Here is a 13,168-nt window from a genome sequence, read left to right on the forward strand (position 1 = left end):
AAAATATATGTTTAAAAAAGGTGATCAAAAACTGATAAATGCATGGGCATTTTATGATTGGGCAAACTCAGTATATTCTTTGGTAATTAGTACAGCTGTGTTTCCTTTATACTATAGTGCAGTTACAGAAGGTGAAACCGTTTCTTTTTTAGGCATGGACTGGGATCATCCTGATAGTTTATACAGTTATGCATTGTCATTTTCGTTTCTAGTGGTTGCTTTTATTTCTCCAATTTTGTCAGGTATTGCAGATTATACAGGAAGCAAAAAGAAATTTATGAAATTCTTCTGCTTTCTAGGGAGTTTATCTGTAATGAGCTTGTACTTTTTTGATGGTTTAGATACAGTATGGATTGGTATTGTATTTACAATTTTAGCCAGTATTGGTTTTTGGGCAAGTTTGGTTTTCTACAATGCATATTTGCCTGAAGTAGCTCACCCAGAACAACAAGATAGAGCAAGTGCTAAAGGATTTATGTATGGTTATGTGGGGTCTATCATTTTGTTGATTATCAATTTAATAATGATTCAAAAGCCAGATTTATTTGGTATTTCTGCTTCTTTAGCTTCTAGACTTTCTTTTGTGATGGTAGGTTTATGGTGGTTGGGTTTTGCTCAAATCACTTTTAAAAGATTACCTGATGATATTTATAACAAAAAACCAGAGAAAGACTACATATGGAAAGGTTTTAGAGAGTTAAAAATAGTTTCGAAAGAAATTGTGAATTATCCAACCTTAAAACGTTTTTTAATCTCTTTTTTCTTGTTAAGTGTAGGAGTACAAACTATTATTTTATTGGCAACCATTTTTGGTTCTACAGAATTAGGTTTGGCTACTATCGATTTAATTGTAACCGTACTTTTAATTCAAGTTGTAGCTATTTTAGGTGCTTTTTTATTTTCTAGATTGTCTGAAAGTAAAGGTAATTTCTTCGCACTTAAGGTTACTATTGTTATATGGATGGTAGTATGTTTCTGTGCTTTTCTTTTGCACAAAGATTTGCCAAATGTTTCTATTTACTTTTATTCTTTAGGAGCTATTTTAGGGTTGGTTTTAGGAGCAATTCAATCATTAACAAGATCTACTTATTCTAAATTGTTACCAGAAACAGAAGATCATGCAACCTATTTTAGTTTTTACGATGTAACAGAAAAGATTGCGATTGTATTAGGAACCTTTGTATATGGTTTGCTTTACGCAATTACAGATTCTATGCAATGGTCTGTATTATGTTTGGCGTTTTTCTTTTTAGCGTCCTTTATTATTTTAAGTACATTGAAACGTACTAAATATGTTAGCTAAAAAATAATCTTCGAATTAAGATATACACAAAGATTAAACCAGTATAAATGATAAAAAAAGGAATTATAATTTCTTTTAAATCTAATACTAGCAATGTACTAATAATAAGTAGCTGAAAGCCTAAACCAAAAGTAGAAATGCAAGACATTAACCAATTTGGTAACGGTTTTCCATTAGGTGCATTTCTATCTAAAGCATAAATGATTTTATCAAAAATTCCATATAATTTCTTGTAGATATTGAATAAGATATTTACCGATTTTTGAGTTTCACCTTTTAAGGCTGTAGGCGTAGTATCTTCAAAAACTCTACTGGTTGTATCGCCATTAAAACGATTTCTCAAAATTACATAGTAATAATTGTATAAAGTACCCTGCAATTGAATACCAAAAAAGGCCAATAAAGCGTATACAATGTTGATGTTTGTTAATTGCCAAATGGTTATGATAATGATAAAATTAAGAATAATATCTGCTATAGAATCAAAAAAACGACCTGTATAAGAAGGTGTATTTTTAATTCGGGCAAGTTCGCCATCTGCTGCATCTAAAACAGATTTAAATATGATAAAAAAAGCAGCAACAAAATAATAACTTTCAAATATGAAATACACACCTAAAAGTCCAGAGACTATGAAAGCCATGGTTAATTCAATAGGAGTTATGTTAGTGTTTTTTAGTGATTTGGCGATAATTTTGGCAACAGGTCTGCCATAATCAGATAAATCTAGAAATTGATATTCTTTAGGTAATTTAGACATAAAATGCTTTTGAAATGAGCATTTTTATTTTCTGCGAAGAATAAAACAGCACAATATTGGCGGCAAATTTAAAGAAATTAAATAGAAAAAGTCTGAAATATTTAATATTTCAGACTTTTTTAAAAAAAGAGTTTTGTTATTGTACTGTAATAGGGAAGGTAACTTCTACATCAGTACTACCTCCAGCACCAACAGAAGTTCCATCATTTGGTTTTGTTGGTTCGTGCTTTAAAATAATGGTTAATGAACCAGAGCTAGCTGCACCTGTTACTAAAGTAGTTTCAATTCCTATAGGATTTGTACCATCTGTATCTGTTTTAGTTACAGTTAAGCCAGCAGTATTTGTATAGAAAAACTCGTGCTCATCACCTTCAGCTCTTACTTCTAAGGTAATGTCTTCTGCAGGAGATTCAGTTCTGTTTAACAATTGAATAGTTCCTGTATAAGAGGTGTTTGCAGTTAAAGTACCAGAAGTAATTGTTGGTGCATTACCTGTATCACCATCTAAATCTTCCCATTCTAAAACTACAGAATTAGTTCCGTCTGTTAATGTATACAATACTGTTGTAATTAATTCTTCATCACTTCCATGGTCATGATCATCATCATGATCGTCTCCACAACTTGTAAGTACTAATGTTGATATAAATAATACTGCTAATAATTTAATCGTCTTCATTTTGTTTAAATTTTAGTAATTAATTTTAATTTTTAAATTCAAATTTCTTCCTAAGTCATCAGCAAAATAACGTAGTCTGTTTAAATTTTCTCTATAGCTTACATTAAATAGATTATCTACATTAAAACCAACTTCCATACTTCCTTTCTTAAAAGGATAAAAAACAGCAGAAGAGCTAAAGCCAAAAAGTGTGTAACTTGGTGGAGTAGAACTAATGTCTACAAAAACTTGTTGCTGTGTTACTGGATCTAAGGTTGTAAAATTATAATCTGGAAATCTATTTTGTTGTAAAACCGTTTTTTGATTTACACCAATTTTTAATTGATGAAAATCATTGTTACTATACATAATACTATTGCTAAAATTGGCAGAAGGCATATGAATTAAAGGGTTGTCATTGGTTAAGTCATCACCTTGTAATAAACTTAAACTTCCTTTATAATCGAAATGACTTGCTAATTTTTTGTTGATATCAATATCAACTCCAAAAATTCTAGCATCTACTTGGTTGTATTCCCAAACAGGAAAGGCACCTCTAATTGTAGTTCTAATTCCTGTAGGTATCAACTGTATAAAACCATCAATTTGTTTGTAATATGGACTAATAGAAAAGCCGAAATTTTCGTTATTCTTTTCTAGAGATAGTATAAACTTATTGGCAGTTTCTTTATTGATTGTTAAAAAACCAATTTCAATTCTTGCTGCACTATGATGCAAACCACCACTGAATAACTCAGATGGATTAGGCATTCTTTGTGCTAAGCCATAATTGAATAAAAAAGAGTAATCTTTACCAAATCTTTTAGAGTATCCTAAATTGGTTGAAAAATTATTGAATGTAAATTCAGGTCTTGTTAAAAGCTCTAAACCATCTACAATACCAGTATCAAATTCAGGAAATAGCACATCGTAATTCAAGGCAGTCCAATCAGACTCAACATACCATTTTCTAGCTTTTATTCTAGAATAATCATATCGAATTCCAGCACTAAATTCTGAAGTTTCGTTAATGTCAACATCTAATATAGCATATGTACCAACCTCATATTTATTGTAATCTGGTATTAACGTATTTGCACCTGTATTTACAATGGCATCATTGTTTTGGTATCTTACTAAAAAACCAGTATTAATCTTTAAATTATCAAATTTATTGATTTCTAAATTTGGTTGAATACTTGCAGTAAACAGTTGTAAATCTATAACTGGTCTGTCTCTTAAATCTCCTCTACGTAAATCAAACTCTTTTCTTCTATTTAATTGAGCATCTAACTGTAAGCTTAATTTGCCTAAGTTTTTAAAGCGTTTAAAAGCTTCTACTTTTGCTAAATGATGAAAAATGTTTTGTCTAGGAAAATTAATGTCGTAAGAAAAATCTTCTACAATTCTCGGTTCTCTATTGTTAATAGCTTCTACTAAGTCATTAACATTACCAATATGAGAAGATCTTAAAATACCTATTTTATTATTTACAAAACTATAGTAGGCATCAAACCCTTTTTCATAACTGTTAAATCCAGTTCTGAAAGATGCATTGATATTTTCTAAACCTGTATTAGTCAAATAATAATCTGGTGCTTTAAAATCTCCAAACCTCTTATAATTAGCTTGTAGTTTTGTATAATAGCCAGAATTAAATGTTTTAATAATTTCTGAGGTTACATTACCACCAAAACCATTAGAATTTATAGACGTAGTTGTGCTACCAAATAAACTATCTTTAATAGCATATTTTTTAGGTCTAATTAAAATTAAACCTCCAACTGCATCACTACCATATCTTAGAGAGTTTGCGCCCTTAATAACATCAATTCTATCACTAGAGCTAATGTCAATATTTGGTGCATGTTCATCTCCCCATTCTTGATCAAACATACGTACACTATTATTTATAATCAATAATCTACTACTGTGTAAACCGTGAATCATTGGTTTTACTATAGAGTTACCCGTATTTAAAGAAGATACACCACTTAATGTATTTAAAGCATCACCTAAAGATTTGTCTGTAAAATTCGAAATCACTTCTTTTTTCAATGATTTTTCAATACTAGTAACTTCTGTTTTCGTGTTAGTTTTTACAACAACTTCTTTAAGTTCTTCTAAATGATGTTCTAAAGATATTTCTTTAAAGGTGTTTTTAGTTAAGTTAATAACCAACCTTTTTGTTTCGCAAGCCACATGTTTTATTTCTAGTGTTAGTTTACCTTCACATAAATTATTAAATACAAATTCACCTTCTAAATTTGAGGTTGTGAATTTATTTAAATTAATAATCTGAATAGAAGCACCAACAATAAGACTGTTGTCGTGAAAATCAGTTATTTTTCCGCTAAAAGAGTAATTACAATCTTGTGCATTTGCCTGGTATATAACCATGCAAAGAGCACAAAAAATAAATAGTTTACGCATATTTGTTTTCTATATTCTAAATGAGTTTTTTAAGCTAGAATATGCAGAGGTGGCCCTCTTAAAGAAAACGATAATTGCTGATAGTTTTTTAAGAAATTATAAGGTGTACTATTGTTTGTTTTAACAATAGCTTGTGTTTGTAAACCGTAGCTGTTTAAAGCTAAATGAGGTGTGCTTTGTTTTAGAAGATTTAAATTACAATCAAAATCTTTTTCATGCAAATGTTGTACTACTTTTGAGCTACAAACTGAATGCTCATGATTCAATAACTCATGTGCCGAATTTATAGCCAATGGTAATAAAAATATTACCATTAATAAAGTACCTATATGTGCTTTTAACTTGCTGATATTAGCTTTTTTTTCTAATTCTTAAATTAAGCATTTCTACTCCTAACGAAAATGCGATTGCAAAATACAAATATCCTTTAGGAATTGCACCTACTGTTTTGTTAAAAAATTCTGTATGAGAAAGGTGAGCGCCTTCTGTAATTAGCATAAAGCCTATTAAAATTAAAAAAGACAAGGCCAACATTTGAATTGTAGGATTTCTATTTACAAATTTATTGATAGGTTGTGCAAACATCATCATTATAAGAATAGAAACAATTACGGCAATTACCATAATTATTAAAGCACCATTTACACCATTGGTCATACCAACTGCAGTTAAAATACTATCGAAAGAAAAGACAATATCAATTAAAATAATTTGAAAAATAACACTTTTAAAAGAGATTACTTTTGGTGATTTTATAACTTGCTCTTCATTGGTGTCTTCCATTTTTTGACGAATTTCATTGGTACTTTTGTACAAAAGAAAAATTCCTCCTAAAAATAAAATAAGACTCTGACCAGTTAAACCTGTCTTAAACCATCCAGCATCAATTGTCCAGAAAGGATCTTTCAAAGCAATTAAATATGAAACACTAAACAACAAAGCAATTCTTGTAATCATAGCCAATGCTAGCCCTACTAAAGTTGCTTTTCTAACTTGATTTTCGGGTAATTTATTAGCAGAAATAGATATAAAAATAATATTATCTATACCTAAAACAATTTCTAAAAAAGTTAGTGTTAATAATGAAACCCAAGTTTCAGCTTGCAAAAATATCTCCATTTATTTTACTTTATAAATTGTACCTTTTTTGGTAAATTTAGAAAAACCAATTTTAACAGTAAAATCATAAGAATCTTCTCTAATCTTATTAATCTGAATGTACATTGGGTCTTTCTGTAAGCTATTCTTAGGATTGATGTATTTTAACGTATAAAAGAAGTTATTTTTCCACTCAATAGATAAAGTATCTATATTGTTACCATACTTACTAATCTGAATACTATCTTTTCTAATGATTGTTTCTTTTACAAAGTTATCTCCAGCAGGAATTTCGAAAACGCCTTCTTTAAATTTGTCTGAATTGTCTTTAAATTCAGAATTACAAGAACTCAATAGTAAAACTCCGAAAAGAAAATAAAGTAAATTTCTCATTAGATACCTGTATAATTAGATGGTGTAATAGCTTTTAGTTCTTCTTTAATAGCATCAGAAACTTTTAAAGTATCAATAAAGTTAGCAATAGAATTTTGATTGATTTTTTCATTAGTTCTTGTTAAACCTTTTAAAGCCTCATAAGGATTTGGGTATGCCTCTCTTCTTAAAATGGTTTGTATTGCTTCTGCAACTACAGCCCAATTATTCTCTAGGTCTTGCTCAAACTTTTCTTTGTTTAATAAAAGTTTATTTAAACCTTTTAAGGTAGAAGTAAAAGCAATTATAGTATGTCCAAAAGGTACACCAACGTTTCTTAAAACAGTACTGTCTGTTAAATCGCGTTGCAAACGAGATATTGGTAATTTAGCTGATAAATGCTCAAAAATAGCATTGGCAATACCTAAGTTTCCTTCAGAGTTCTCAAAATCAATTGGATTTACTTTGTGTGGCATTGCAGACGAACCTACTTCTCCCTTTTTAATTTTTTGTTTAAAATAATCCATAGAAACATACGTCCAGAAATCTCTGTCTAAGTCTATGATGATTGTGTTTATTCTTTTTATGGTGTCAAATAGCGCAGCTAAATGATCATAATGTTCAATTTGTGTAGTAGGAAATGAATGTTGTAAACCTAATTTTTCTTGTACAAAATCAGTTCCAAATTGTTTCCAATCTGTAGTTGGATATGCTACTTTATGTGCATTGAAATTACCAGTTGCACCACCAAATTTAGCAGCACTTGGTATATCGTTCAATAAATTAAATTGTTCTTTTAAACGTACTACAAAAACATCGATTTCTTTACCCAATCTAGTAGGTGAAGCTGGCTGACCATGTGTTCTTGCCAACATAGAAATGTCTTTCCACTCAATTACTAATTCTTGTAATTTTTCTAGTACTTCTAGATAATGAGGTACAAAAACATCGTTCATTGCTTCTTTAATAGATAAAGGTATTGCAGTGTTGTTGATGTCTTGAGAAGTTAATCCAAAATGAATAAACTCTTTGTATTTCTGAAGGTTTAAAGCGTCAAACTGTTCTTTGATAAAGTACTCTACTGCCTTAACATCATGATTTGTAACCTTTTCAATGTCCTTAATTTTTTGAGCATCTTCAGCAGTAAAATCGATATAAATTTTACGTAAATCGTCAAATAAATCAGTATTGAAATCTTCTAATTGCGCTAAAGGAATTTCGCATAAAGCAATAAAATATTCAATTTCTACGCGAACTCTATATTTTATTAAAGCTTCTTCAGAAAAGTAATTAGAAAGTTTGGCTATTTTATTTCTGTAACGTCCATCAATAGGAGAGATGGCATTTAATTGAGTTAAGTTCATTTTATGATGTTATTAAATGCAAAAATAAGGATTTAAAGAGATTTATAATCTAGATTTTTGATGTTTTTCAATCAAATTTAAAATGTGTTTTCCTCTGGCTTTTGTGCCTTTGCTTTCATGAATTATTTTAGTTTCTATCAAGTGTTTTAATTCTGGATGAACCCAATCGTTTTCTAAGCCAAATAAATACAAAGTATTCATGGTATAGGCTCTCACAGCAATTTTTTGAGGGGTAATTAACCAATCAAAACCTGTTTCTATTATTTCTTGAATGTGTTCGTTTTTAAGTTTGCTTTTAAACTCATTATCTCTTTTACTGTAGTATGCATTAGCCAAATGCTCACAAATTTTTGCACAAGGTCTTATGGCACTATCAAAGGTTAAGTTTTTTAAGTTTTCTGTAAAAAAGGTTAAGTGTGGAATCATCCAACTGAGCTGATGATGTGTGCAAATCCATTCTAAAACCCATGCAGCTTTTACAGAAATTGGCTCATCAACTTGAAAAGTAACTTCTAATAAAGGCTCAAATAATTCTTTATTTTCAAGTACAATATTTGCTACCCTTTGTCTGTTGTCTTTACCAGCATTCCCTAAGTTTTGAAGTTCTTCTGTAATTTTTAGAATGCTCATTTTAATTAGAAAATTATATATTTACTTTAAATAGAAATTTCATGCTAAAGATAAAAAGACTTGGTTTTGTTATGGTGTTTTTCGCTTGCTTTTTTTTAAGTGAAAACTTTTATGGGCAAAAAATAAATCAGTTTGATGCCAATAAAAAACGAACTGGAGTTTGGAAAAAATATTATCCGAACAAAAGAATACGTTATCAAGGTCAATTTAAAGAGGGCAAAGAAGTAGGTGTTTTTAAATATTATGATATTTCTGATTCTAGATATCCAATCATCATTAAAAAGTTTAACGAAGAAAATGATTCTGTAGCAGTTTCATTTTATAGTATTTCTGGTAAAAAACAAAGTGAAGGTGTTTTTGTAAATAAAAAACGAGTAGGTAAATGGGTTTATTATTTTGATAAGGACAATATTATGTCTACCGAATTTTATGTGGATGGTAAATTGGATGGAAAAGTCATTAATTACTATCCTAATGGAAAAGCCACAGAAATTACACATTATAAAATGGGGTTTAAGGATGGATTGTCTCAAAAATTTTCAAGTGCAGGAATCTTAATAGAAGAGGTCAATTATAAGAATGATAAAGAGAATGGAATTGCCAAATATTTTGAATTAACGGGTTTGTTAAAAGAAAAAGGAGTTTACAAAGATGGAAAAAGAGTTGGTAAATGGGAGTATTACTTAGATGGTGAAATGGCTTCTGATGAAGATAATAAAAAGAAAAAAAGGTTTACTAAACCCAAAAAAAACAAATAACTATGAAATATTTTTTAACACTTGTATTAACAATTTTATTGTTTTCTTGTAATGAGAAAAACACTCACCAAAATGATAATATAGAAGGTCTTTGGCTTGTTAAAAAAGTAAATATGAACAATCAAGATTTAACTCCAATTGCAAAATGGATGCGTTTCAATGCTGATTCTACTCAAAGCTCAGGAAATGGCTGGTTACAACATACAGTAGGTTCTTGGAGCGTTTCTGCTAGCAATGAATTATCATTAACAAATACCTACGGAATTAAAGATAATGCAGAACCATTTAAAGTAAAGTTTTTGAATGGAAAAATGATTTGGAATAGAGTAGAAGAGGGTAACCCTATTGAAGTTGTTCTTGAAAGAACTGATAAATTACCAACTTCTGAAGCAAATAAATTATATGGCTTATGGAAATTTAATTCTATTATAGAAGATGATAAAGATGTTTCAAAAACTTTGAATCCGTCTAAAAATGCAATGCTTTTTTTAAGATGGGACAATACCTATGAACTTCGTAATTACCCTAAAGGAACTAAATATGGTATTTTTAAAACACATGGTCATAGATTACAATTAGATATGGTGAGTTATAGTAAAAAGCCAGAATTTCAATTTTACAACTATAATTTAAAAGATACTACGTTAGTATTAAAATCTACAAATAGTAAAAAAGAAGTCAAACTAACAAGAATCCATCAATTTTTACAATAAATCCATCAATTCTTTCAATTTATAGTTCACTTACAAAGTCGTAACTTTGCAACCTCAAAATTAAAAAATGAAACGAGTAGTTGTTGGTCTTTCTGGTGGAGTAGATTCTAGTGTTACAGCACATTTACTTAAAGAACAAGGGTATGAAGTTATTGGCTTATTTATGAAAAATTGGCACGATGATTCTGTAACAATATCTAACGAATGTCCTTGGTTAGAAGATAGTAATGATGCAATGATTGTTGCAGAAAAACTAGGTATTCCTTTTCAAGTGGTAGATTTAAGTGAGCAATACAAAGAGCGTATTGTAGATTATATGTTTGCAGAATATGAAAAAGGTAGAACTCCAAACCCAGATGTTCTTTGTAATAGAGAAATTAAGTTTGATGTTTTTATGGATATCGCCTTAAAATTGGGTGCAGATTATGTAGCTACAGGTCATTATTGTAGAAAAGCAGAAGAAATTATTGATGATAAACCCGTTTACAAATTGTTAGCAGGTAAAGACAATAATAAGGATCAATCTTATTTCTTATGTCAATTATCTCAACAACAATTAGCAAAAGCACTTTTTCCAATAGGTGAATTAACAAAACCTGAAGTTAGGGAAATTGCAAAAGAAGCAGATTTAATTACTGCAGAAAAGAAAGACTCACAAGGTTTGTGTTTTATTGGTAAAGTAAGATTGCCTGAATTTTTACAACAAAAACTACAACCTAAAAAAGGAGATATTGTTACAATACCCTCAGATTTTTCAGATTATATAAAAGAACAACCAAAGTTTGAAAGCAAAGAAGAGGAGTTAAAATATCTATCAACCAAATTTACCTATAATAAAACTGATGGTAAAGTTGTTGGAATTCATCAAGGAGCACATTACTTTACCAAAGGACAACGTAAAGGACTTAATGTCGGTGGTACAAAAGAGGCATTATATGTTATTGAGACTGATGTTGAAGAGAATGTGATTTATACAGGGGAAGGTAAACAGCATCCAGGTTTGTACAGAAATGTACTATTTGTAGCGAATGAAGAAATTCATTGGATTCGTGAAGATTTAACTTTAAAACCTAGCGAAACTATGCAAGTTGAAGCAAGAATTAGGTACAGGCAAGTTTTGGAACAAGCTACATTATATAAAGTAGATTCAGGTTTATATGTAGAATTTGAGAATAAACAATCTGCAATACAAGAAGGTCAATTTGTAGCTTGGTACAAAAATGAAGAATTGTTAGGTTCAGGTGTAATTTCTTAAATTTACCAAAAACCTTGTTTGAAAAAAGAATCGCTAATTCTATTTTTATTTATTTCATTTTTTAGTTTTTGTCAAAACAAAGAAATAATTACATATTATAATTCAAAGGGGCAAATTACCAAAGAAGCTTTAAAAGCAGTAATCATTCAAAAAGTTTCAAAAGAGAATGATTCTCTATGGTTATTTAGAAGATTTAGAAGAAATAATCAGTTGGCAGTTTATTGGTATTCCAAAACTAAAGACTCTCAGAATAAGATTGGTCAAATGGTTACTTTTGATTTGAATGATAGTATATCAAGTATTAAATATTTTAATCACCAGGGTTTAGAAAACGGAAAATTTTCCTCTTGGTTTGACAATCGAAATAAGAATTCTGAAGGGCGATATGTTAATGGTAAAAAAGAAGGACTTTGGAGACGATATTATTATTCAGGTGAATTATCTGCAAAAGCTATGTTTAAGAATGATTCATTAATTAATGAGAGATTTTATACCAAGGACGGTGCTGTAAAAGAAAAAGATAAAAATTGTTGTAGGAAGAAGCCAGAATTTAAAGGAGGAATTAAGAAATACAGGAAAATAGTTCAGAAATTTCTGAAAACTTTAGATTATAAAATTAAAGGAAGTATAACCGTTAATTATACTATTGGTATAGATGGGAAACTAACTAATGTTAGAATTTATGATGTTTTACCATTAGATTTAAAAAATAAAATAATTGATTTTTTTAATAATATAGAAGGTTGGCAACCTGGTTTTATTGGTGGTAGAGAAATGCCTTTTCAAAATTCGTTTACTATTCATTTTAAATAAATATGAAAAACAAAATCATTCAACTTTTTAATATAAAATACCCAATTATTCAAGGAGGAATGATTTGGGTGTCTGGTTACAAGTTAGCAGCTGCAGTATCTAATGCAGGTGGTTTAGGTTTAATTGGTGCTGGTTCTATGTATCCAGAAGTTTTAAGAGAACACATTCAAAAATGTAAAAAGGCAACAGACAAACCATTTGGTGTTAATGTGCCTATGTTATATCCGCAAATTGATGAAATCATGGATATCATTATTGAAGAAGGTGTTAAAATTGTTTTTACTTCAGCAGGAAATCCGAAAACGTGGACATCGCATTTAAAAGAACAAGGAATTACAGTTGTGCACGTTGTGAGCTCTGTAAAGTTTGCCTTAAAAGCGCAAAATGCAGGCGTAGATGCTGTGGTTTGTGAAGGTTTTGAGGCTGGAGGTCATAATGGACGTGAAGAAACAACTACGTTTGCACTAATTCCTATGGTAAAAGAACAATTAGAAATACCTGTTATAGCAGCAGGAGGTATTGGTTCTGGTAGAGGAATGTTAGCAGCTATGGTTTTAGGTGCAGATGCTGTACAAATGGGCAGCAGGTTTGCAGCTACAGAAGAATCTTCTGCTCACGCTAATTTTAAAGAAAGCATTGTTGCTGTAAAAGATGGGGATACTCATTTAACTTTTAAAGAATTGGCTCCTGTGCGTTTAATTAAAAATAAGTTCTTCGAGGAAGTCCAAGAATTATATCAGAAAAAACCATCTATAGACGATTTAAAAGAATTATTGGGTAGAGCAAGAGCTAAAAAAGGAATGTTTGAAGGAGATTTAGACAATGGAGAGCTGGAAATAGGTCAAATTGCAGGTTTAATTCATGATATAAAACCGGCAAAAGAGGTTTTAGAAGATATAATAACAGAATTTGAAAAAGTTAAAGCTAACGTGAGTAGGCTGTAACATGATTTTTAAAAGATTCTCTTTCTTTAACACCTTTCTAACTTAATTGGCACTATCTTTGCAACCA

14 protein-coding genes are annotated in these 13,168 nt (G+C 29.9%); 6 read left to right on the top strand and 8 right to left on the bottom strand.

All coding sequences use genetic code 11. The annotated features are described in order from the left end of the window. Window positions 1–7: 7 nt before the first annotated feature. Window positions 8–1,303 (top strand): MFS transporter, encoded by a 1,296-nt coding sequence (locus MED152_RS01185; RefSeq protein ID WP_015480013.1) that lies wholly within the window; start codon window positions 8–10, stop codon window positions 1,301–1,303. Here the strand turns inward: MED152_RS01185 and MED152_RS01190 are convergent. The 8 genes from MED152_RS01190 to MED152_RS01225 all read right to left on the bottom strand — a co-directional run bounded on the left by MED152_RS01190 (window position 1,296) and on the right by MED152_RS01225 (window position 8,618). Continuing rightward, window positions 1,296–2,063 (bottom strand): CDP-alcohol phosphatidyltransferase family protein, encoded by a 768-nt coding sequence (locus tag MED152_RS01190; RefSeq protein WP_015480014.1) that lies wholly within the window; start codon window positions 2,061–2,063, stop codon window positions 1,296–1,298. The genes MED152_RS01185 and MED152_RS01190 overlap by 8 nt on opposite strands. Before the next feature lie 136 nt (window positions 2,064–2,199). Then, complete coding sequence (locus MED152_RS01195) at window positions 2,200–2,742, bottom strand: hypothetical protein (RefSeq protein ID WP_015480015.1); 543 nt, start codon at window positions 2,740–2,742, stop codon at window positions 2,200–2,202. A gap of 12 nt (window positions 2,743–2,754) precedes the next feature. After that, window positions 2,755–5,121, bottom strand: a complete 2,367-nt coding sequence (locus MED152_RS01200) for a TonB-dependent receptor (RefSeq protein ID WP_238559149.1) — start codon at window positions 5,119–5,121, stop codon at window positions 2,755–2,757. A 62-nt stretch (window positions 5,122–5,183) separates the two neighbouring features. Further along, on the bottom strand, window positions 5,184–5,468 hold the full coding sequence (locus MED152_RS01205; protein ID WP_015480017.1) for a hypothetical protein: 285 nt from the start codon (window positions 5,466–5,468) through the stop codon (window positions 5,184–5,186). A 37-nt stretch (window positions 5,469–5,505) separates the two neighbouring features. Further along, window positions 5,506–6,273, bottom strand: coding sequence for a TerC family protein (locus tag MED152_RS01210; protein WP_015480018.1), 768 nt, complete (start codon window positions 6,271–6,273; stop codon window positions 5,506–5,508). Next, a complete protein-coding gene (locus tag MED152_RS01215) occupies window positions 6,274–6,645 on the bottom strand; it encodes a hypothetical protein (protein ID WP_015480019.1) in 372 nt (123 codons plus the stop codon). Continuing rightward, window positions 6,645–7,988: an adenylosuccinate lyase gene (gene purB, locus MED152_RS01220; RefSeq protein ID WP_015480020.1), complete on the bottom strand. Its 1,344-nt coding sequence runs from the start codon at window positions 7,986–7,988 to the stop codon at window positions 6,645–6,647. The genes MED152_RS01215 and purB overlap by 1 nt, the downstream gene beginning before the upstream one ends. Before the next feature lie 42 nt (window positions 7,989–8,030). Further along, the gene (locus tag MED152_RS01225) at window positions 8,031–8,618 is read right to left on the bottom strand and encodes a hypothetical protein (protein WP_015480021.1); all 588 of its coding nucleotides are present in this window, start codon (window positions 8,616–8,618) and stop codon (window positions 8,031–8,033) included. A 41-nt stretch (window positions 8,619–8,659) separates the two neighbouring features. Between MED152_RS01225 and MED152_RS01230 the strand changes: the two genes are divergently transcribed. From MED152_RS01230 to MED152_RS01250, 5 genes are all read left to right on the top strand, one after another. Next, on the top strand, window positions 8,660–9,376 hold the full coding sequence (locus MED152_RS01230; RefSeq protein ID WP_041383276.1) for a toxin-antitoxin system YwqK family antitoxin: 717 nt from the start codon (window positions 8,660–8,662) through the stop codon (window positions 9,374–9,376). A gap of 2 nt (window positions 9,377–9,378) precedes the next feature. Next, window positions 9,379–10,089, top strand: coding sequence for a hypothetical protein (locus MED152_RS01235; RefSeq protein WP_015480023.1), 711 nt, complete (start codon window positions 9,379–9,381; stop codon window positions 10,087–10,089). Between the two features lie 67 nt (window positions 10,090–10,156). Next, window positions 10,157–11,344, top strand: coding sequence for a tRNA 2-thiouridine(34) synthase MnmA (gene mnmA / locus MED152_RS01240; protein ID WP_015480024.1), 1,188 nt, complete (start codon window positions 10,157–10,159; stop codon window positions 11,342–11,344). Between the two features lie 18 nt (window positions 11,345–11,362). Continuing rightward, complete coding sequence (locus tag MED152_RS01245; protein ID WP_015480025.1) at window positions 11,363–12,157, top strand: toxin-antitoxin system YwqK family antitoxin; 795 nt, start codon at window positions 11,363–11,365, stop codon at window positions 12,155–12,157. Window positions 12,158–12,159: 2 nt separating this feature from the next. After that, window positions 12,160–13,101, top strand: coding sequence for a nitronate monooxygenase family protein (locus tag MED152_RS01250; protein WP_015480026.1), 942 nt, complete (start codon window positions 12,160–12,162; stop codon window positions 13,099–13,101). Window positions 13,102–13,168: the final 67 nt, after the last annotated feature.

Origin of the sequence: Polaribacter sp. MED152 (genome assembly GCF_000152945.2) — a bacterium.
In the GTDB taxonomy this organism is placed as follows: Bacteria; Bacteroidota; Bacteroidia; order Flavobacteriales; family Flavobacteriaceae; genus Polaribacter.